General features: G+C 55.8%; 19 protein-coding genes and 6 pseudogenes. 16 read left to right on the top strand and 9 right to left on the bottom strand.

Going from position 1 to position 21,347, the window contains the following annotated elements; translation table 11 throughout:
• The first annotated feature begins 60 nt into the window (after positions 1-60).
• The 3 genes from HTUR_RS26330 (at position 61) to HTUR_RS23515 (ending at position 3,538) form a co-directional block, all read left to right on the top strand.
• Positions 61-438: a RidA family protein gene (locus HTUR_RS26330; RefSeq protein ID WP_081443538.1), complete on the top strand. Its 378-nt coding sequence runs from the start codon at positions 61-63 to the stop codon at positions 436-438.
• Positions 439-825: 387 nt separating this feature from the next.
• Entirely contained in the window at positions 826-1,728 is a 903-nt protein-coding gene (pdxS, locus tag HTUR_RS23520) for a pyridoxal 5'-phosphate synthase lyase subunit PdxS (RefSeq protein ID WP_012945869.1), read from the top strand.
• A gap of 295 nt (positions 1,729-2,023) precedes the next feature.
• Positions 2,024-3,538, top strand: a complete 1,515-nt coding sequence (locus tag HTUR_RS23515) for a phosphoenolpyruvate carboxykinase (ATP) (RefSeq protein WP_012945868.1) — start codon at positions 2,024-2,026, stop codon at positions 3,536-3,538.
• A 3-nt stretch (positions 3,539-3,541) separates the two neighbouring features.
• Here the strand turns inward: HTUR_RS23515 and HTUR_RS28290 are convergent.
• Positions 3,542-3,829 (bottom strand): annotated as a pseudogene (locus HTUR_RS28290) (hypothetical protein); the annotation flags it as partial.
• Between the two features lie 78 nt (positions 3,830-3,907).
• Here HTUR_RS28290 and HTUR_RS27045 point away from each other — a divergent pair.
• Positions 3,908-4,055: pseudogene (locus HTUR_RS27045) on the top strand (ISH3 family transposase); the annotation flags it as partial.
• 99 nt (positions 4,056-4,154) lie between these two features.
• Here the strand turns inward: HTUR_RS27045 and HTUR_RS23510 are convergent.
• A complete protein-coding gene (locus tag HTUR_RS23510) occupies positions 4,155-4,421 on the bottom strand; it encodes a MarR family transcriptional regulator (protein WP_012945867.1) in 267 nt (88 codons plus the stop codon).
• A gap of 378 nt (positions 4,422-4,799) precedes the next feature.
• On the opposite strand from HTUR_RS23510, the pseudogene HTUR_RS28285 reads away from it, so the two are divergent.
• Positions 4,800-4,915, top strand: a pseudogene (locus tag HTUR_RS28285) (PadR family transcriptional regulator); the annotation flags it as partial.
• Here HTUR_RS28285 and HTUR_RS23505 read toward each other — a convergent pair.
• Together HTUR_RS23505 and HTUR_RS28745 are read right to left on the bottom strand one after the other, a co-directional pair.
• On the bottom strand, positions 4,912-5,121 hold the full coding sequence (locus HTUR_RS23505) for a hypothetical protein (protein WP_012945865.1): 210 nt from the start codon (positions 5,119-5,121) through the stop codon (positions 4,912-4,914). The pseudogene HTUR_RS28285 and the gene HTUR_RS23505 overlap by 4 nt on opposite strands.
• A gap of 488 nt (positions 5,122-5,609) precedes the next feature.
• Positions 5,610-5,840: pseudogene (locus HTUR_RS28745) on the bottom strand (tyrosine-type recombinase/integrase); the annotation flags it as partial.
• A gap of 55 nt (positions 5,841-5,895) precedes the next feature.
• Between HTUR_RS28745 and HTUR_RS23500 the strand changes: the two are divergent.
• From HTUR_RS23500 to HTUR_RS23480, 4 genes are all read left to right on the top strand, one after another.
• On the top strand, positions 5,896-6,573 hold the full coding sequence (locus tag HTUR_RS23500; protein WP_012945864.1) for an IS6 family transposase: 678 nt from the start codon (positions 5,896-5,898) through the stop codon (positions 6,571-6,573).
• A gap of 487 nt (positions 6,574-7,060) precedes the next feature.
• Complete coding sequence (locus HTUR_RS23490; RefSeq protein ID WP_012945862.1) at positions 7,061-8,203, top strand: tyrosine-type recombinase/integrase; 1,143 nt, start codon at positions 7,061-7,063, stop codon at positions 8,201-8,203.
• Positions 8,204-8,704: 501 nt separating this feature from the next.
• Entirely contained in the window at positions 8,705-9,613 is a 909-nt protein-coding gene (locus HTUR_RS23485) for a phosphatase PAP2 family protein (protein WP_012945860.1), read from the top strand.
• 285 nt (positions 9,614-9,898) lie between these two features.
• Entirely contained in the window at positions 9,899-10,810 is a 912-nt protein-coding gene (locus HTUR_RS23480; RefSeq protein WP_012945859.1) for a hypothetical protein, read from the top strand.
• Between the two features lie 183 nt (positions 10,811-10,993).
• Here the strand turns inward: HTUR_RS23480 and HTUR_RS23475 are convergent, their stop codons facing one another.
• The 3 genes from HTUR_RS23475 to HTUR_RS26310 all read right to left on the bottom strand — a co-directional run bounded on the left by HTUR_RS23475 (position 10,994) and on the right by HTUR_RS26310 (position 13,613).
• Positions 10,994-11,404, bottom strand: coding sequence for a hypothetical protein (locus HTUR_RS23475; protein WP_012945858.1), 411 nt, complete (start codon positions 11,402-11,404; stop codon positions 10,994-10,996).
• A 102-nt stretch (positions 11,405-11,506) separates the two neighbouring features.
• On the bottom strand, positions 11,507-12,574 hold the full coding sequence (locus HTUR_RS23470; protein WP_012945857.1) for a hypothetical protein: 1,068 nt from the start codon (positions 12,572-12,574) through the stop codon (positions 11,507-11,509).
• Positions 12,575-13,382: 808 nt separating this feature from the next.
• A complete protein-coding gene (locus HTUR_RS26310; protein ID WP_226377585.1) occupies positions 13,383-13,613 on the bottom strand; it encodes a winged helix-turn-helix transcriptional regulator in 231 nt (76 codons plus the stop codon).
• A gap of 166 nt (positions 13,614-13,779) precedes the next feature.
• Here HTUR_RS26310 and HTUR_RS23465 point away from each other — a divergent pair, with 166 nt between their 5' ends.
• The 7 genes and pseudogenes from HTUR_RS23465 to HTUR_RS23445 all read left to right on the top strand — a co-directional run bounded on the left by HTUR_RS23465 (position 13,780) and on the right by HTUR_RS23445 (position 18,915).
• Positions 13,780-14,082, top strand: coding sequence for a hypothetical protein (locus tag HTUR_RS23465; RefSeq protein ID WP_012945854.1), 303 nt, complete (start codon positions 13,780-13,782; stop codon positions 14,080-14,082).
• Entirely contained in the window at positions 14,079-14,447 is a 369-nt protein-coding gene (locus HTUR_RS23460; protein ID WP_012945853.1) for a hypothetical protein, read from the top strand. The genes HTUR_RS23465 and HTUR_RS23460 overlap by 4 nt, the downstream gene beginning before the upstream one ends.
• A gap of 145 nt (positions 14,448-14,592) precedes the next feature.
• Complete coding sequence (locus HTUR_RS23455; RefSeq protein ID WP_012945852.1) at positions 14,593-17,118, top strand: HTH domain-containing protein; 2,526 nt, start codon at positions 14,593-14,595, stop codon at positions 17,116-17,118.
• Between the two features lie 46 nt (positions 17,119-17,164).
• Positions 17,165-17,364 (top strand): annotated as a pseudogene (locus tag HTUR_RS28275) (hypothetical protein).
• Positions 17,361-17,705 (top strand): hypothetical protein, encoded by a 345-nt coding sequence (locus HTUR_RS27035; RefSeq protein WP_148225478.1) that lies wholly within the window; start codon positions 17,361-17,363, stop codon positions 17,703-17,705. The pseudogene HTUR_RS28275 and the gene HTUR_RS27035 overlap by 4 nt, the downstream one beginning before the upstream one ends.
• Before the next feature lie 168 nt (positions 17,706-17,873).
• Entirely contained in the window at positions 17,874-18,542 is a 669-nt protein-coding gene (locus HTUR_RS23450; RefSeq protein ID WP_012945850.1) for a helix-turn-helix domain-containing protein, read from the top strand.
• A 79-nt stretch (positions 18,543-18,621) separates the two neighbouring features.
• On the top strand, positions 18,622-18,915 hold the full coding sequence (locus tag HTUR_RS23445; protein ID WP_012945849.1) for a HalOD1 output domain-containing protein: 294 nt from the start codon (positions 18,622-18,624) through the stop codon (positions 18,913-18,915).
• 265 nt (positions 18,916-19,180) lie between these two features.
• On the opposite strand, the pseudogene HTUR_RS23440 reads toward HTUR_RS23445, so the two are convergent.
• Positions 19,181-19,993: pseudogene (locus HTUR_RS23440) on the bottom strand (IS5 family transposase).
• Positions 19,994-20,305: 312 nt separating this feature from the next.
• Positions 20,306-21,004 (bottom strand): phytoene desaturase family protein, encoded by a 699-nt coding sequence (locus HTUR_RS23435; RefSeq protein ID WP_049942112.1) that lies wholly within the window; start codon positions 21,002-21,004, stop codon positions 20,306-20,308.
• Positions 21,005-21,347 lie beyond the last annotated feature (343 nt).

The following is a 21,347-nucleotide window of genomic DNA, read 5'->3' as shown; positions in this document are numbered from 1 at the left end:
TGAACCCTGCCTACTTATGGAAATCTATTTGTATAAGGACTGTTCATATCTTGATGTAGCATGAGACAAATCCAGGCTAGCGAAGTTGCACCTAGTAGTTCCCCACTTTCCCAAGCAATTGTAGAGGACGACCTCGTATTTACATCGGGCCAGCTTCCGAGAGAATCAGACGGCACGTACGTCGAGGGAGGTATTAAAGAACAAACCGAACAAGTCATGGAGAACCTATCTTCTGTTCTTGAAGAGTCCAACTCTTCACTAGATAATGTAGTGAAGGCGACTGTGCTTCTTACAGACACTGATCACTTTGAAGGGTTCAATGAGGTTTACTCTGAATATATGCCTGAACCGTATCCTGCACGGAGTGCGTTTATTGTTTCTCTAGCTCGTCCAGAAGCCGATGTCGAAGTAGAGCTCATTGCAAAGACCGATCAATAGCCAGTACTCATCGTGAGAAAACCGAGATACTCACGATTACTACTGTTGGAAACGGTTATTGTTAGCTCTACTCACCAGAGAAGTGAGTAAAACAAAATAAATTTTTGTGGATATCGTTCCACACGTCCGTACGAAGATCAATCACCACAACCTCATCATCGGTGTTCACGACGACTAGGTCGAATGTAGTGGGAATGGTATCAGTACACACGGTTTTTCTGAGAATGCTGTTCAATTAAGCAGTGCAAGTAGTAGATAGCTGGTAGTTGAGAAGAATACTCCAAGTCGATTCATTCGGCCTTCGGAGGTAGTTCTTCCAGGTTTGATTTTCGAACCTATATACAAAAAAAGTATATGGAGCATCTATCTATACATTAGAAGAAGCAAATGGCAAGTGACTTGGAGAGTCTCCAATATGGAACTGACCTCATCAAACGTGGCTTTGCACAGATGCAAAAAGGCGGTGTCATTATGGATGTCATCAATCCAGAGCAGGCTCGGATCGCCGAGGACGCTGGTGCGGTCGCTGTCATGGCACTAGAAGCAGTACCGGCAGACATCCGCAAACGTGGCGGTGTTGCCCGGATGGCTGACCCCGCAGACGTTGAAGAGATCGTCAACGAAGTATCGATTCCAGTGATGGGCAAGGCTCGTATCGGCCACAGAAAGGAAGCCCAGATCCTCGAGGCCGTTGGTGTGGACATGGTTGACGAGAGCGAGGTACTCACTCCCGCTGATGACGCCTACCATATCGACAAGCGCGACTTTACGGTGCCGTTTGTCTGTGGCGCGCGCAACCTCGGTGAGGCGCTCCGGCGCATCGAGGAGGGCGCGGCGATGATTCGCACTAAGGGCGAAGCAGGCACTGGTAACGTCAACCAGGCCGTTCACCATCAGCGCCAGATTAAGGGTTCGATCCGCAAATTGGAAGGAATGACCCACGAAGAGCGTGAAGCCTACGCCCGTGAGATTGAGGCGCCTATGGAACTAGTCCACGAGACCGCCGACCGTGGTCGACTGCCGGTCGTGAATTTCGCGGCAGGTGGCATCGCGACACCAGCCGACGCCGCGCTCATGATGTACCACGAATGCGATGGAATTTTCGTTGGCAGCGGTATCTTCGGTGCGGAGAACCCGTCCGCGATGGCTAAGGCGGTCGTCGAGGCAACGAATCACTGGAACGACCCTGAACAGCTCACCAAGATTTCGAAGAACCTTGGCAAGGGGATGAAAGGTGATGCGAACATAGATCTCCCAGAAGAAGAATATTTCCAAGACCGAGGGATATGAAATATAATTGCATTTATCTAATATTCTCCCCAACATAAGATCCAATTCTCTATGGTGAAGCCGACGGCAGGAGGACGTGGACAATGATAACAGACGCCTTCCGGTGTATTCACGGAATTACGCGAGAAACACGACATTGACAGCGTCCTCAGAACACTTACCTTCAGATGTCTGAAAAAGATGTAACATATCTCGTAACGCCATGTTTCTCTTACGGTGGTCTACGAAAATATCGCGAGTGCAAATGAAATCATAGACCACAAATTTATTAACCTTTTTCCTACAGTGCCGTAGCATGGGATCCTCTTACGATAGACCCACAATCACGGACTATCCTGACCCAGTGAAGGCTGACCACATTACGTACAATCCGTCGTTGGCAGTGCTTCGAGAGTACTCCTCGCATCTAGAGACGACGACGGACTATGGCGCCCCTGCGTACGTCAGCGAATACCGCTCACGGAGTACCGACCAAACGAAGAACGCTGTCGATGACAGCTTCGGCGACGAGGATTTCCGCGTCTTCGAGTGCGGCTTCGAGTGGATCCAAAACCCCGACAACGATGTCGTTTGTATTGACCGCGTCGTCGGCCGGCATTCCGAGTCGTCGTACGTCTGCCGGTTGTTTCTCCCGCGGGAGTACAGCCGCATCGCGCTGGCGTGGGCAAAGCTCCTCGAACCCGCTACTGGGACAGACCCTGACTTCGTGACCGTACAGATACCGGAGGCGACGTCAGAACCGAAGGTTCGCGTGCTCCCAGAGGCCGGTGTCACGACGGTACTGGGGAGCGACTACACCGGTGAGGCGAAAAAGTCGTTCCTCCGGTTGTTCATGCTCCGCGCTAAACAACAGGGTGGGCTCGGTCTCCACGCCGGTAGTAAGCGCGTTACTATCGACGACGCTGACGGACTGCAGGATGTTGGCCAGCTTTTTCTCGGCCTCTCCGGGACCGGGAAATCGACGCTCACGAGCCACGGTCTCTGGCTTGAGGACCCTGAGAACGCAAAGATGATCCAAGACGATGTCTGTGCACTCCTCCCTTCGGGGACAGTCGCGGGTAGCGAGGGCGGTGGACTATACATCAAAACGCTCGGCCTAGAGGCCGACGAGCAGCCTGAACTTCACGACGCAGCAACCGACGAAAGTGCAGTTCTCGAGAATGTAGCCGTCGATGAGGACGGAGCCGTCCACTTCGACGACCCACAGTACGGCCAGAACGCGCGGGCCGTAATTCGCCGTGACCACCTCGGAAGTGCGTCTGACGATGTCGACCTGCTTGGTGTCGACCAAGTGTTCTTCATCACCCGAAACCCCCTTATGCCGCCGATCGCGAAACTCACGGACGCCCAGGCGGCGGTCACGTTCATGCTTGGAGAGTCCGTGGAGACGAGCGCGGGTGATCCCTCACGGATCGGCGAGTCGATTCGTGTCGTCGGTACCAACCCCTTTATTATCGGCCCGGAGGGTGAGGAGGGTAACCGGTTCCGGGACCTCATCGCCAATCTCGACGTCGAGTGCTACGTGATCAACACGGGCGTGGTCGGCACCGACGATCCCGTCGATGTTGGCGTCGAGGAAACAGTCGCGATTCTCGACGGTGTCGCACGCGGGACCATCGAGTGGGTTGATGACGACGTGCTTGACCTCACGGTTCCGACGTCGGTTCCCGGTATCGATATCGACCAGTATGTAATCACTGACCACGTCGAAGACTTTGAGGACGCTCAAGCGTCGCTTCGCACCGAGCGGCGCTCGTATCTCGATCAGTTCGACGCCCTCGACGATGACATCGTGGACGCAACATACTGAGATTCGAATGTCTCCGGTTCGGCCACCATCCGGTGCAAAAGCTCCTACAGGACCACTGAGCCAGTCGCGGAGCAGCTCCTCGACCGGATGGTCTGGCCAGAGGTAGTGGACTTCGCGGCGTTCGTGATGGCCGTAGGAGCCGCACGCGGCTGCGCTCCCGGTCCAGACTCGCCAGGCACCGAGCGCGGCCATCATATCGATGATGTTCCGTAGGGCAGTCTGGTAGCCGTCCGGGAAGAACACGCAGAAGCGGGTACACACGTTCTGCGGTGGAACTGTCTCTAACCAGTCTCAGCACTTCACGAAGCTGGTTAGTTGAAGAGTCTGCTTGCATAAGGTGCGCATAGTACCGAGCAAGCAGACGATTCAATCCACGAGGACCAGCTCCTTAATTTCCTCGTCAACAGGATTGATGAGGAAGTCGATCTAGATCGCTCCAAACGCCGAAGCGGCGTCTGAAGACAGTTACGAGGTTCTCGTCGGCGCATACGCTGACGGGAATAGGTACTCAAGGCTGTAGCGTCCACTATACAGGTTCTCAGTGAGAATAAATCCTCCACAGATATTTGAGACGCCATTCACGTACAACTACAGAAGACAGCGAAGAACAGCGGTGTTACTCGATATCAAGCCTGTATAGGCGCTTGCGGGCGTCCGAGAACGAAACTCGAGAATTGACGACGTTCTCATCGTCGAGCCGATTCAGGGCGTAGCGAACCGTCCGGGCTGGCAGAAGCGTTTCGTCGGCAATCTGTTGCTGGGTCATTGTATCGTTGTACTCAAGGACTTTTGCGACGAGTTTGGCGCTCGGTGGCAGGTCGCGGATGTCGTCCCATGACCCGTTTTGAGTAGTTTTCTGATGCAGTGATTCTGACGTACCCATTGTATACACCCCATTTCAAATACAGTATAATAATATTTCCTATCCTTTTGTATACTCGTCAGTTATAAAACGAGCTCAAGTTCATCTATCTGAAACTCCGTGAAGCAGGGCACTGCTAGATTGAGGCTGAACTCCAGATTGACGTAGCAGGTTCTTCGGACGTACCGTTTTTGGAGTCTCTCGTCGGTGGCATGGGGTATCTTACTGCTCTCACACGAACCATGCTCAACGGCCATTTGGACTACTCTCAGTATCGCTTGGCCGGCCTCGTTTCTCTCACAATTCAAAGACCAATCATGGACTTGTAACCGTCACTTGGGCCGATCAACAGCTCACCGACGGTCAGTCAACGGCGATCGCCGAGCCGATAACGACCCTAAGGAACTGGTCGAGAAAGAGCAACTCGATCGCCAGACGAATTACTACGACATCAACGACCCTGGCAAACTGCAATTGAGGAACGACAAGAGTGGGAATCCCAGTATATGGATTAGCTAATGGAGACCTCGTAGTAGTCAGTATACTTTACGAGGTCGTACCCTTCGAACCCATCCATAATTGTACTATCGACAGAGGCGTCGGTGTTTTCGGTGAGGATCGGGAATTCTTCCTTCGCGTCTTCGCCTAGTTCGTCGTAGTGGCAAATTCGGGAATCAGAGGGAACATTTTCAACCGGTTTGAGTGTCACGTTCTGACTCATGATACGTCATACCAATCGCAGCGTCTTCAATATTTTTTCCATGATAATCTATGACCGTCAATCTGAAACCGATTTTGGGGCTGGTAGATTGACAATCATTACGACGATATAATAGTCTGGTAGAACGCCTATCTGGAGATACGTTGGAATCCCTCGAGAGAGACCGCTGAGCGAATCGTTTCGAAGTTCGACGACATTGTCTGGAAACTCAGCCATTATCTCAAACGACTAAGCGGCTCACCACACGATCCACTTTGAGTAGGCGACTATCGGGCTATCGTTGAGTGGCGTCGAGAGGAAGACCCTGAGGTGCTGTTTGTTCGAAAGTTGGCCATTGACGGAACATCTACGACTGAGCGTCAGCCACCATCTGTCACATACTCTTGGGGCAGGCGAGTGTTTAAATACCTATATATAGAATAATATATTACTAGATAAAGAGTTCAAATAGAATTATATATGGAATTATTTATGTCCTTGGGGCCAGATCAATCTCGAACTGCGTCAATACTGTCAGAGACCTCCTTCATCTTGGCATCTGAGTAGGCTTCGTGTGTGGTTTCAATCGACTAGTGACGCAGCGCTTCTTGGGCCTTCTCCGAGAGTCCGTTGGCGTACAGATCGCGACCGAGTGCCCGTCGTGCGCCGTGGTGTGTGTGATAGTCGTAATCACCGTCTGGTTCGATACCTACCTCCTTCGTGAGGTGTTTCATCAATCGGCACCGTCTAGTTAGCGTGGTTTGAGAAGCGAGCAGGTCGTGGAGTTAGTTTGGGATGATGCTCGCAGACCTGCTCAGCGAGTGCTATGCGACGGAATTTGATGAAGCTTGGGAGCGTGAGCGGACGGCGACGCCCGTCAGGGTGTTCGCCGTCCGCCTTCACGTGACCGGTTGTTCGCTTCGAGAGACACAAGCGATTCTTCGCTTGATCGGCGTCAAACGCTCTCATCAAGCAATCTGGCACTGGGTACATCGGCTGGCTGACAGCGTGTCAGACCCGCCGACGGCGCAGCCGTCGCGGGTCGCCATTGATGAAACCGCTGTCAAGATTAACGGCGACTGGTCTTGGGTGTACGCTGCAATAGACGTAGACACTAGGCTTGTTCTCGATGTCGCAGTGTTCGGACGACGAGGCACCGATCCAGCCGCTGCGTTCCTGCATCGATTGACCGAGAAACACAATCTCTCCGACACCATGTTTCTCGTCGATGGCTACGGCTATCTGACTGCCCTCTCCCGATTAGGATTGAGCGGTCAGCTCGACTACGTTGATCGAAACTTAATCGAAACGTGGTTTCACACCTTCAAGATGCGAGTTGACCGCTTCCATAATTCGTGGGTGGGCAGTCGGGCGAGCGTCAGAGAGTGGCTTGAACAGTTCGTACACTATTATAACACACAACGACCGCACCAGTCACTCAACGGACAAACGCCAGCCGAGGTGCTAAACTAGACAGTGCCCGACAGTTATACACCTCTAAGTCCTAAATAGAACGGTAATGCGCTGCGAATGGCGGCAAAGAAACTGTACGAAGGTCGCAACCCAGCGTCTGAGCATCTTGTTTCAAGACTCTGGCCGCCAGCACACATACTACTGTGAGGCTCACGCTCTAATTCGGCTATCCGAACTCGAGAACGGCGAGTCGGCCACGATCCTCTCGGCCGACGAGTTCGAGACTACCCCTTGATCAGAGTGTACATACTCCACCATTTTGCGTACGGTTTCTAGAACGCGTCAGACGCTTGTTTCCAGAAGAATAGGGTCTAGCGATAGAAGCTGGATTTTGGTATAGCGACATAGGATATATAAAATCCGAAATTAGGGATAGAGGGATCGAGGTGGGAACGAATGGCGGATACAGGGCTTAGTGGGTGCACTTGTCTAAATACCAGTTTAACCAAGGGACTTTACTAGGGTCGATACTGTACCCCACATACGAATGTCTACTCCCAGCGAGAGACGACCTACCCCCGAGGGCACGACCGTCCACGAAGCGGTTGAGGACTACTTGCGATACAAGATCAAAGCCGACGGCTCGGAGACGACGATGCGTTCGCCACTCGAGTCGTTTGCCGATCACTGCAAGGACGAGCGCGGCGTCGGTTGCGTCGGCGAGTTGGCCGACCAGGATATTCGCAGCTACAGTGAACACCTCTACGACCGCGTCATGATCGACGAAAACCTCGCGGCGTCGACGGCGAACGCGTACTTCGCCTATGTGCGGGCGTTCCTCTCCTGGTGTGTCCGTGAACAGCACCTCGAGCAGAACCCGGCGAATACGAACACGGCGATGGACCCGCTCCCCGAGGACGACGGGAAGCGCAAAACACAATACTGGTCTGAGGACGACCGACAGCAACTCGAGGCCTACGCAACCAAGCGCGTCGACATGGCACTCGAGGGAACGATCCGCACCGATCCGAAAGCGGCGCTGCGAGACCGGGCGATCGTGGTCATGCTCGGTGGAACCGGCGCTCGCGGGGCCGAACTGTTCGCCGACCCGAAAGACGACAAACGGCCCGGCCTCCGGTGGTCGGACGTCGATTTCGAACAGCGACTCATCGAAGTGTACGGAAAATCTCGCGAGTACGAAGAGGCGCCGTTCCCTGACAGTGTCCACAATGTCCTCGAGCGATGGTATGACTACCTCGAGCCGCCGACTGACGAGTGGCCTGTCTTCCCGACTGGCCACTACGGCTCGAAAGAGGACGCGTTGATCAAGAAACTCGGCGAGGAACGGGTGAACGCGGCACTCAAGGGAGGGGGTGACGAGGGCAAGACCGCAGTTCTCGACCGCCTGCACCGTGAACATGAGGTCCCGCCGCCGTCGATCTCGAAAGAGGGCGTCCGCCGACTGTTGAAACGACTCACGAAAGAGGCGAACATCGACCCCGACGGCGACTACGACTATCTCACACTCCACGGCGCACGACGGGCGCTTGGACGCGACCTATACGCCAACGGCATGTCTGAAAAGGCCCAAGAGGCGTTACGCCACAAGTCGATCGAAACCACGCACGAGGCGTATACGGACCTTCAAATGAAAGACGTCTCCAACAGTATCGACGAAGTCCGCGACTGATCTCGCCTACGAATCAGCCATCAATATATTCGAACCTGAAATGATTGAACGCTAATTTGTGGCCGATATAGAACTTGACCTTGAGGACGACCTAATTGCGGTCAACGATCACGACCAACAGCAACGACTCATGGCTTCAAAAACGGCGATACATGGTGCGTATAGTGAGAGGCAGGTATAGATCCCTACTGCTAAGTACAGAAGAGAGCGTTACCAGCAAGGAATTCAGAGGATGCATTCAGCATGGGCAGTCAGATCGAATACGCCAACTACGTCGGCCGAATCTGGCCGCTGGGCGGTCTAACCAGGGTGGTTGTTAGCCCTATGATCCAGGCCTATCTGAACTCGACGATTGGGCTCAGAGCAAGCCCTGAGCAGGGCCTCGAGGCTGAATGTGGAGGGCCTGTTAAATCCTTCAGTAAGAGACAGATGTAAGATCTGCAGTGGTCAGTACAGGCCGAGGCTATAACGGCACGGAAGCCAACAATCTACCGAACAAGGATGCTTACGGAGGACCGCGGTATTGGGATCACCGAGGCGCTTCATGGATCAGCGCAGGACCCGATTCTCGTTCTTTTCGCACTGCTGACACAACTCGGTGACGTGTGGTTCCTTTTTCTGGGAGGCGGCGTACTTTATGTCGCCGGGGATAAGTTTCCGCGGTGGGGGGTCGATCGACGGCGTGCCCTGTTTGTCCTTGGACTCCTGCTCACGTATGTTGCCCTCATCGGGGTACTCAAACAGTTCTTCCTGCTCCCTCGTCCGGCAGGGGCAGGTGAGCCGCCCGTCGTCGAGTGGATACCATCTCTCTTCCAGCCGGCGTTCGCGAGTACTTCGACAGGGGACGGACCGGGATTTCCGAGTGGTCACGCCCTCGGGACGACGATGGTATGGGGTGGATTCGCGCTCGTCGTCGTAGAGAACAAACTATCATATCTGTGGCTCGGAGTCGCGGGCGCTGTCGCCGGTATCATCTCGCTCTCGAGGCTTGTTCTGGGAGTTCATTACCTCGTAGATGTTGTGGTCGGGGCTGGCCTTGGGCTGGTGATATTGGGTGTTCTCTACGCGATCACCGACCGCGGCACCGTTCCCGGTCGAGTGTTGCTCGTTGCCGTCGCCATCGCGGCGCTGGGGTTATTACAGGGAGTTTCTTTTGAGAGCGTGGCCGTGCTCGGAAGCACCGTTGGCGCATGGCTCGTCTGGCGTGGCATCGCTGATTCAACGCCAGCCCATCCGTCGAACCGGTGGGTGGTCGGTGCTGGGTTCGCTGTCCTTGGACTCGCGGGCGGTTTCTTTACACTCTTGTACGCTCTCGAACCACCACTGATGGTCACGTTTTCTGGTTCCGCAATCGCAGTTGGTGGTGCTGTTGTCGCCCCACTAGCCGGTGAGAAACTCCTGGATCGGTAAGGCTCTCGATTACCTAACTGGGTGCCGGTCAGGTATCTATGGACACGCAATACGTACATAGCGTTACCGTGCCTTTCAGAGAGAACTTACCTGAAAAGACTGTCCGAGAAATCAGACAGAGTCGGACAGGAGATCGTGAACCAGCGGTAAGTACAGGAAAAGTAGTTGCCGTTCAGTAGAAACACAAAGATCGTTCATAACCGGAACATCAAATCCTGATACAGTGAGAAAGTGGAGAGAGGCACCACACATTTTCGGGCTGACCGGCAAAGCACCAATCAACGAATGGACGACCGATTCAGTCGATGGCTGCTCCTCTCAGGGGGTCGGTTCCGCGTCGCCACTGGGATACTCTTCACCATGGCTGTGGTGGTGCTTATCCCTCTTTTCTCCCGGTTCACCATCCGCAATCTCACGCCGGTGATCTATATCGCGAGCGCGTTGATCGGAGGGAATATCACGCTCATCACCCTCGTGGTCGCGATCAACCAAGTGATTCTCTCCCAGGAACTGGAGTCACCGGGGTCGCTCCGAGACGAGATTGACCAATCAGACGACTATCGGCAGACAGCACTTGACCAGCCGGCACCACCGACTGATCCAGCTGACTTCCTGCAACAGCTCCTTCAGCAGACCCAAGAACGCGCCGGTTCGCTCGCGGAACTTCTCCCCGACTCGAGCAGTGAACTGGATACCCACCTTATCGATGAGCTACCGGAGGAATGTGCCCAGATTAGCGAGGAGCTCGGGACAGGACCGGATAAGCTCTCTTCGGTGATCGTTCCCCTCCTTGGCATCGAATACGCGACCCACATTCATGAATGCCATCAGCTCGAGTCGGATTACGAGGGGGATGAGCATGAACAGCTGCTCTCCACGCTCGATTCCTTGAGCGCGGATTTGAAGAATCTCGACATCGCTCGACAGTACTTTACGACCACATTCATAAAAGAAGAACTCGCGAAGCTCTCTCGCTCGCTCCTGTACGTTGGTGTGCTGGCTATTTCTCTCCCAGTCGCGTTACTCATCCAGCTCGCTACCTTTCCCACGGTGGCTGCCCCTCTGCCAACGATATTCGTTTTCACCCTCCTGACGGTTGTGGTTAGTCTCATCCCTCTTGCGCTCCTGATAGCGTTTATTCTCCGGGTAGCAACAGTGGCCCAGAATATCGCATCGATCACACCCTTCATGACATAGCAACAATGCGATTAGGATCGATTTCGTCGCTGTACGGGAGGGCGAGTTGGTTGTATCACGCTTACCAAGAAAGAATACATTAGTTGGTTAACAGCACGGGTTTCGATCAGTAAGCACACGTAGTTACCGAATCGCCCGATTCAGTTTCAGGTTCGAGACTGAATAAAGAAACCGCGCTACTATCTACTGATAATGCTGGTTCGATCGCACGTGTTCGCTGGCGATCCGTTCCTGCAACCCAGTGAGTACGTCGTGTCGGCGGTCGGCGTCTTCGATGATCGCCTCGAGACAGCCAAAGCGTTCGAGGTCCTGGTCGACGATCGCCGCCCGGAGCGCCTCGGGAGTTGGTAGGTCGAATTCGACGACGCTCTCGGTATCGCGGTACATCGGGTGCTCGTCACAGTAGGCGCGTTCGGCGTCGGTCAACTCCCGCTCTTCGAACGGGATATCGGCGTAGATGCCGTTCGCGCCGTGGAACTGCCAACCCTCACAGTCGTCGACGTAAGCGGCTGTTCCAACTCGAAGGCGACCGGTTCCGTTGTCGCTGCGCTCGGTGACGACCGTGAACAGGTCCTCGTACTCGCGCGTGAGCACGTTCCCACGGCCGTCGGGCCATGCGTACAGAGTCCAGCGACTCTCTATCTACCACCAGTATCAGCACTGATTCCCGCAACTGCTCCTGTGTGACTTAATGTGTTACTCACCTTCGTCCTCGAGGGTCACCGCCTCCTCGAAGTCGACGCGCGGCACGAACGGGCCGAAGTCGGCAGTTCGCGACGCGATCGAGGCGATTCGGAACGTGTAGACCAGTAGGACGGTAAACGGAAGGAAGACGAAGGTGACGACGCCACTGACGATGAGAACGAGCATTGATGGCGTCCCGACGGTCTCGATAATCGTCGGATACGTCATCATGAAAATCCCACCGCCCAGCAGCGTTGGGAAGCCGACAACCAGCAAAACCTTCGAGAGGTGTGCGAGTTCGTACTGCATGTACAGCGTCTTGAACGTCTGACGAGCGATCGCGAGCTGCCCGAGTAACTCGACGAGCGAGTCGAAGACCTCGAGGTCGTCGGCCGAGAGGTCGTCGGCGTAATGGGCACGGATCTGCCGGGCCGCGTACAGGTGCGCCCCGTTAAAGTGGCCGAGTACCGCCGACAGCGCGTCGAAGGTCCCAAAGTCCGCCCCCTCAAGTGACGCCGAGACGAGTTCGCCCTCGGATTCGACCGCTTCGACGAATCCCCTGACGACAGCGCGGTCAGGATCGGCCAGCCGGCCGGTGGCCAGGTCCAGTCGCGCGGTTCGATCGATAACGGTGTCGACGAGCAGCTGAAGGAAGTCGGCGGGGGCCGCCGGACTGACCGATGTTTCCGTCAACGATTCGACCTCCTGCCGGTAGGTCACCATTTTCTCGAACCGGTCAGAGAGATCGCCGGGCCAGCCCAGTTCCTGCGAAAGCACCAGCTGGTTGATCGCGAGCACGATCGTGATGAACGGAAGAGTCCCGCCGACGATCGCCGCGACGAGCGTGGTCGCGGTGGCGGGATCAGTGACTGGGATGTATCCGGCGAAGCCGATGCTCGCACACGCGATGAAGACGACCAGCGAGAATAGCGCCGTGATGATGTATCGGTTCCCGTCGAGCAGGAGCCACCGTTCGACCGGCGACTCGCGGAGCCGCTCGTGGACGAGATCGCTCCGGCTCACCGCCGCGTCGATCCGTTCGCCCTCGTCACGATCGGTCGCATTTGTGTCCGTAGTCATGGTATCGACATCAATCCAGCGGCGGAAAAGTGTGAGCGCGGCCGCTGCTCGCCCTGGAATCGCCGCGTACCGACGAGACGGACCGACTGACCGAGGACCGAGAAGGGTTCGGACAGGAACGGAGACTCTATGAAACGACTGAAGGTCCAGTCGCTCGTAGGGATCGGTATGGACAGTCCCGATCACGTACTCGTTCCGATGGACGACTCCGAACTGGCGTGAGCGGCCCTCGCAGTGCGTCGGGCCGTCCCCGCGAACCGGCCTCCTGACGACCGGTTCCACCGGTAGTTACTGACCGAGCAAGTCTGTGTAGAGAGTGGCAACGCCGTCGCGTCGGCGGCTGACCGCCGCCGACAGCGACAGCTCCTCGTCGATCTCCGGAGTGAACTACATCGATCACTCCGATCAATAAGAGAAGTCAGACTTTAGACCGACTCAGCGTAGACGAGTTGTGAAGTACTGATCCTGTGTCGAACTCAAGATCGCAATCGGATTGAGGGCTACAACCGGGACGAACTCTAACTCGCCGAGATCATGATGTCGGCTAATGTGGTTGTGCGTGTCTGACTTGTCGTCGAGGTCAGTGTACGGTTCGTAGCGAAGTTTGTCCGTGACCGTGAAGCAACCAGATTAAAGGTACCTAATACCGGTCTCAAGGTTGCTTGTTATTGAGAGATGTCCTTTCACGGCTGCCGTTGCTGCCTTATCTACGTAAGCCGCTGTGATTGGCAATCACGTCGTCGTGTTTGCGACCCGGTCTGGCGCTGCGTTAGGGGCAAATTCGCCTCATAAGCGTCTCTTCAGTGAATTATTCATCTGGCAACTCTTCAGGAACAACCTCATATATTCCGTGACCAAGCGGCTTAACGATATTATCCTGCTTCAACCGCCCAAGACGCTCGCGAATATATTGCGAGGAATATCCCGTCTCTTCAGCAATTAATGGCGCATTCGCTCTCCCTTCACGAAGCACGTCTACAATTGCCCAGTCAGCATCTCGCATGTTGTCTGCATCCATAGGTTGAGTTGCTCTACTCATTAGTGCCTGATAAGTGGGCGGCAATCGACAAAAACCTATGGGTAACAACCTACGACCAATATGTTTAATAGAGTTGCCGAAATAACACAGAATAGAGACCGAGGGTTGCCAGGGAAAATCATGGCCGGCTGCGCCAACAGCCGACCTCGGTCTTGTGGCAAGACCAATGTCAATTCAACCACGCACAACCGAAACGGTTTCGGCTCGCAGTCGCACTGACCCCCGACCAGACTACATTCTCGTTGGCATCGACACCGAAGACGCACACCACGTCTACCGAACCACCGACGAGACCATCCACGTCATCCACAACAGCGACCGTACCTACCGCTACGACCTCGAGGCGGTCGACCAGTGCATCAACGACTGGATCGAGTACGTCACCGCCGAACGCGGCTTTACAACTCAACACCTCTACTCGAGTCTCACGAACTCATTCCTCGACGCACTCGAGGGTGACGACCAATGAAGGTCGTCACCACCCCTACCCAACTCCTCGAGGGGTTCCCGGTCGGTCCCCACGACACCACCACGTGCCAACACTGTGAGTACCGACTGTACGAAGGCGACCGCGTGACCGTCCTTGCCTCCCGCCCAGCCGACACCGACCGCTGGGCGATCTATCGACCCTACTGCGTGGCCTGCAGTCCCGACACCATCACAGAGCCAACACGTGGCTGTACGGAACTCCTCGCCGAGTGCAGGCTCGGCACCCGCGCTGATCTGCCAACCCAGCAGACACGAGTCGTCGCTCTCGAGCCCGAAATCCAGGATTCGAGTCCACCCTCCAACAGGGCCGCCGAATCAGAGGCGATCCCCATCCCGGATCGGTGAGCCGCTAACACGCACTCACGCCGACAGCCGGTGAGCCACTGCGCTCAGCTGTCCGCACTCTCTGCACTCGACTCTAGGACTCGATGGCACGCCACTCCACTCGCCAGTCAGCACGCCCCCAGCTCCCACTCGAGGAGAGTCCACCGTGACCGACGCGGGACTCACACCGACCCAGCAGCCGCCGCTGTCCCCACAGGCCACCCTCGAGATCGACACCGATCCTGTCTCGGAGCTGTGGGACCAGCTGTTCGCCCAGCAGTCGATCCGAGAGCTGTTCATCCGTGCCGTGCGCCGGTTTGCCGACGGCCGCACCGTCCCGGACTGCTATGACGCCCTCGAGGAGCAGAACGTCCCCTACTGGTTGCGCTCCAGAATCCTCGAGGTCGCCCGCGGGAACCGTCGCGATGCGTGGCGGCTTGCCGCCGATCTCGTGCCAACGCTCGGGCAAGGTCATGCGAGTCTCGAGGACCTGTTCGCGACCGCTCAATTCTTCACCGACCACCTTCCTGACGACCAGCCATCGACGCTTGCAGTCACCATCGACCGCGAATTTGAGAACACCCCTCGACGGAAACGAGAGCCAATCTGTCGCCTACTCGCCATCCTCGCAACGGGCTTCGATGTCCGTATCATCGCAACCGGACGGACCCAGCACTGGCTTGCCCAGCACCACCGCGAAGACCTCCCCGGCGTGAGCGAATGGCGAGAGACACACCATCCTGCTGGGGACCGCGTCGACGACGCCCTCGAGGCGCTGGATCCTGATGGCCGAAAGGTCGAACTCCTTCGGCAACTCGCCGACGAACCCGCTCAGACACTCTCTCGGCACGCGCTGCGGGCGATGCATGACGTCGATCGCAGTCGGATCTCCCAGCTCTTGGTCTCCGAGACGAACTCGCTCACTGAGCTTGGACTGGTCGCTGAGTTCGGCCCTGCCGATGATCGGACTGTCGAGTTGCTCGAGGCCGGTCGACAGCTACTCGCCACGCTCGACGCCCAACACGGTCGGCAACAGGAACTGACCGAGGCCGTGAGCGACACCGGAACATCCTCCCAACAGTGCCGTGTAACCCCGCACGCACGAGGGGAGGGGCATGACGGCGGAGAGGACAGCAACCCCTACCGAACGGCCTACCTCGACCGTCCGGGGCATGCCGCCGCTGCTGGCTGTGGAGAGGACGGCGGGGTCACCCTTGTTGAGGCCCCGTTTGAGGACCATACGGACGGTCCTGACCATACTCGATACGTGAGTTTCGACGCTGATCGCGAGGAAGCCGTGGTCGCGGTTCGGGCAAGTGGGCCCCTGCAGTATGTGGTGAGTCTTGCGACAGCGTTAGCCTCGCCGCAATTGCTCAACCGAGTGCTCACTGACAGTCGTCTCGAGTCGCTGGAGGATCCACCGGCAATCTTGCGAGACGCTCGCTGTATCGGTGCACTCTCCGATGAAGCACTTGAGGATCCCAAGGCACTCCGTGAAGCGTTCATCGAGTGGGGGACTGACCTCGAGGATCTCACCGCGAAACTCGCAGCCGGCGAGTACGAGGATCGCGACCGCTTCCGTAGCGAGATTATGCGCTCCGCTCACGGCCTTGCCGGCTCGATCGTGCATCTCTTCGATGCTCTCGAGATCGACATCACTCGCGAACTTCGAGTCCCGTCTGGACTCGACACGAACTCGCTCACGGAACTCGCAACCTCGATCAGCATTTCGACGGCAATTCAGTCGAAATACGGTGCGTTCGCCTCCTACCGCCAACTGTTCGAGTCTCGTGAGGAAAAGCGTCACACTGCACTCTCCCCGACTGTTGATGCAGATAACCCGTTAGGGACGCTCATCGGCTCTGTCGTCGTTCGTGGTGAGGATGTCCATCGTCTTCACCAATCTCTGGAGGAGGCACTCGAGAGGCCAGCAGCGGTCGTTGATGACGCTCCCGAATTCGCTATCCACGTCTCCCTCTCGACGGTCGATCGAACAGGCTACACGGTGGCTGCGACGCGGATCCTGCAAGACAAGAACCTCCGACCGACTCGAGACGCTGTCTCGCTGCTTCACGCAGTGACCAACTCACCGTACGCCACTGCTCGAGCACTCCAGCAACTCGCCACCGAAGACGACAGCCGAGAGCTCCGGCTCGACGAACTCCGCTATGCGTTAGGAACACTCGATCCCGAGCAGTTGCTCTCCGCTCTCCCACCGACAGTTGGCCGAATCGTTCAGACGCTTCTCACAGCCGAAAACCGCCTGTCACAGCGTGACCTCGCCGACCGGGCAGGCGTCTCAGCACGGACCATTCGGAACTATCGCGATCACCTTGAGGCACTCGATCTCATTCGTGTTGACGAGACTGGATATCGTCTAGTGCTGTCGTTCCAAACCAGTACCGAACGCCGTGATCCAGTCGTCCCGATCGTTCTCAAGGAGAATCAGACGCTTCTCGACGCCGCCGACGCCTTTCTCGAGTCAATCCTCCCGCCAGCGCGATACGGTGATCCCGACGACCCACTTGGCAGCGTACTGTTCTGGCCACCGGATCCGTCGCGATTACTCGATCACCACCGAGTTGGCTCGTGGCTGCGACTCGCAGCTGCGCTGACAGCGACAGGATCGACTAGAAGCAATCGAACCGTACGGATGGGCCCACCGCTCACGCAGCAAGCGCTTTGCGCTTGACACCCTCTCGCGCCTGAACAGACGCGGCTCAGAAGGCTACACCTTAATGCTCGAGCAGTTTGACCACCGTGGCAAGCGGTTCACGATTGATGACAACGATGTCGTCGACGGCGAGAGAATCGACCGCTATCGTCGGGCAGTCGCTCTCGAACGGCAGGCCCAGCGAGAGGCCGCGAACTCGAGTGTGCGAAAGCGGTCGCTGGTCCAGCTGGTGCGAATCTCGACGTCGAGGTGCTCGACCGATGACGCCAGACGAGCCCGATCCACAGGACGTCCCTGAGTTCGACCGAGCTCTCGATGTCGACGATCTGGTTCCCGACCTAGAGTACGGTGATCAGAGGTATCACCCAGAACGTGGCGCCGTTGATGGCAAGCAGATTCTCGTCGACGAACTGCATGAGACACTCCTTGAGACGGCTCTGTTACAATCCTATTCTTCAGATGTATTTCAGCGTGCAGCACACGCTCACTACACATGCGGGGTGACCTCTGAGGAACCTACCAGTTCAGATAATTTTCGACGAGTCGTGCTGAATACAGTGCGTGTATCAGCTCTGGGACTCCCGCGTCTTCGGTGTCCTGTATAGAGATTGTATTCATCGGCGCGATCGCTCACGAAGGAACCGTTGGGTAGGTCTGCAGATTGACCATAGCAGTGTCGTGGAAAGAGAGTATCTAATCCTTATTTTTCGAATCACCCTTCTGTATGTTTCCAGATCCGAACATAGAACTAGGAAAACCATGAATGTGCGATAATGGCACTCGTTGGACGAGTAAAACTTGGACTTCTGTATCTCCATGAGACCTTTGAAGCAGTGCCGGACATGAAACTTCAGCAGGAAGAGTTCCGCACGGTTTCTGGTGAACCACGACTGACAGTATGGGCATGGGGTGATGATTTCGACTCGTTCGAAACTGCACTCACTACTGATTCGACAATTGCAGGCTACCAGCGCCTCAGCGATCTCCACGAGAAACGATTGTACCAGCTTATATTTTTGAAGGGAAGAGAAAAGAAATATCTCTACCCAATTGCGTTAGAGCAAAATATCATGGCTATCCGCGTGATAATAACGAGTGACGGGGCAAATCTTATCCCCCGCTTCCCATCCCGTGAAGCGATAACAGCCTACCATGAAGCTTGTCAAGAGCGGGGTATATCATTTCAGTTACAGCAGTTATATCGGGAAAAACCCGACGACCCTTCCGAACAGTTCGGATTGACCCCTGGACAGCGAGAGGTGCTCATTCGAGCGCACAAACGAGGGTACTTCAATCAACCACGAAACGTCACACTCGAAGAGTTAGCTGAGGGTATGGAGGTGTCCTCATCTGCGCTCGGACGCCGGATGCGGCGAGCGTTGGATACGCTCATCGACCAGACGGTTCGTTCAAACCGTGACGGAAGCGACGACGAATCGTAGTCTAGAGGTGACCCCCATTTAAAACCGAAGGTACTGACTGAGGGGTAGTCATGTGAATATAGAACTTAGTAGAACGTAGATGGCTAGCAGAGAACTCTCGGTTGACGTTGCAGACAGTGAGAAGGAGCCAGTGAGCCAAACGATTGTCTCCATCGTTTCGGAGATGGGTACTTGCGATCCGATAGAGCTGGACCCGCTCTACGAATACGTTGATCCCGATGCGTTGAATCGCCTCTTTCATTCCGGTAGACACAGTGGGGATCGTGATGAGATCTCCATAGAGTTCACCTACATGACCTACTGCATAACAGTGACTGGGAACTACGTTCACGTCTCTGAAGAACCAGCGGAGAATGGTTCATCTGGGGTATGAGAGAAGAAGAGACAATTACTGACGTCGAACCGCTTCGTTCCGCTTTAGAAGAGGTCTTAGAGGAAGCACATACAAACGGCGTCGAGATAGAAGGAAGTCTGACGATTCGATCGACGACTGATCAGTATCCAGATTGGGAGGTGCAAATCTGGCAAATCGACTGACTGTAGATTTCAGGTATCAATACGTACACCTACCTAACGATTCCTTCGTGAGCGACCGCACTGATGAATACATCCTCTGGGCCTTGTTTGAACGCGTGATTTCACGGCTGTGAGTCCTCGATGGCGCGTTCGATGTTGCGGACCGCGGATTTCATGCCAAGTTCACGGAATTGCCCGAACCAGGTTCTCGACTAGAGCGTATCGCCGTATCTACGTCGGAGTTCGAAAAATACGGATTCAGCGTTCGAGCGCTGGTGATACGCCCGATCCTTGATGAGCAAGTTTCTCGCCCACCCCCGTATCCCAGGATCTCGCTGCGGAATCAGCGGCGTGATACTTTCTGCACGCAACCTCGTGCGAAGCACCTCCCAGTCGTAGCCCTTATCGGCAGCGACAGTCGCCAAATCGTCGAGATTCCGCACTAACACCTGCCAGCCGACTTGCGTATTGTGCGGTTGTTTCATCGAACAGTGTATATCGAGAATCGCACTGGTTTCACAATCAATGAGCAGCGTCGTCTTCACCGCCTCGAACGTGTAGTCCGTCCGTTTTGCGTAGTGCTGGCTGGCCTGGACGCGATCGACACCGGTTGCGTCGATCGCCTGCACATTACCGAGATCATACATCTCAACGGACTGATTGAGGATCGCATGCCACTGCTTCATCGGAATCGCCTGCTTTCGTATACATACGGCCGAGAAGTGTGGGACCGTTTCAGGCGTCAATCCGAGTGATTTCGTCACTCTCGGCATCTCGCGGAGGACGTCCATCAGCTTCCGGTACGGATGGCCGAGATACTCCTTCAACCCCTGAACGGCAAGAATCACCCAGTCAGCGTAGCCTTCTTCTCCGGGACGGTAGGCCGGAGCTGGCGGACCAACGACGGCTTTTTGGGCGAGCGACACAACCCCCATCCTCTGTATTCAGCGCGCTTCTATTGGCAGATGCCAGAGAATTAGATAGTCGCTCCGGTAACGCCTTCGTCTGTACTGACTAATCACCCATTCGCAACTCAAGCCGGATTTCATGCTACATCCGCGCTGTGAGTTCAGAGAGGTAGTCGGCGCACTCGATGAACCGCCTGCGATCCTTCGTGGCGCTCGAAAATCGGTGGACTCTCCAAGGCTGCTCTCAACGACTCCGAGACCCACCGCACAACACCGACCTCGAGGGGCTCGCCGAGTCAATCACTCGATCGGTACTCATCCAATTGAAATACGGTGTGTTCACTCCCTACCGTCACATCCGCAGACGTAGAGGTCCTCGACAGGCGTGCCGTACCTCGACCAGCCGGGGAATGGCCGCCACAAGAAGTTCTGTCGAAGGTGGTGACTCCTGGCGACACTATCGCCGCCGACGAGGTTCGGGTTGGTTGCTTCGAGGTCCACGGGCGAGTGCACATCCCAATCGCGAATCGAGTCCCGAATCCCAGGCGCGTACATCTCGAGTTTGTCGAGGATGCGATCGGCCATCAGCTCGGCAGCTGCCTCCCAGTCGGTTGCCTCGATCTCGTCGGCGTCGCCCTCGATCTCTGACGGGAGCGCCCGCATCTGGACCCAGAGGATGTGCCCGTCGTCAGGCGTTCGGGACTCGTCCACCCCAGTCGTCTGTCCGACGACGAGCATCGGCGATTCGGGTAGGTACCCGTTCTGGGTGGCGGTGTACGTCTCTGCCAAGTCATCGACACCCGGCGCGATGTGGACGTATGTAAACTCCGACAGCTCCGGGTCAGCGTCCCAGTCTGGAAGATCATTGAGCGCGAGATGGATCATCATCGCCCCTGGACCGTACTCGTAGCGGTCGACCGTCTCCCGGAACGACTGGGGGAGTGCAGTGTCGTTGACGAGCCGGTCGTACAACACTGTCGGCGTCAGGTTCGCGATGACCGCCTCGCGAGCGCGGACCTTAGTGCCGTCGGCGAGCACCTCTGCCCCTCGGCGGGCGCTGAAAGACTTAATCAACGAACCAGAGAAAATCCGTCTAAGTATTGGTGAATAGTACTGGCGCAATGATCAATTATCAAATAAGTTGATGAGTTCTCCTTCCGACCGACTGATTCGGTCGAGATGTGTGAACCGTTGGTATTCGTCCTCTTCTGTCTGTATAAAGCATTTGTGTTTACTGACGGTAGCTGTGTCTTGCAATGAACCACTACTTATTTGCTAGTCGAAAAGAGACCATCAATCATGCTGACGTGGGTTGAACTCCTCTTTTTCTATGGAGGAAACATTCTAGTATGGCTCGGAATCGCGCTACTGTACGTCCGTT

Source organism: Haloterrigena turkmenica DSM 5511 (assembly GCF_000025325.1).
Taxonomy (GTDB): domain Archaea; phylum Halobacteriota; class Halobacteria; order Halobacteriales; family Natrialbaceae; genus Haloterrigena; species Haloterrigena turkmenica.
This window is presented reverse-complemented; position numbering and strand designations above follow the sequence as displayed.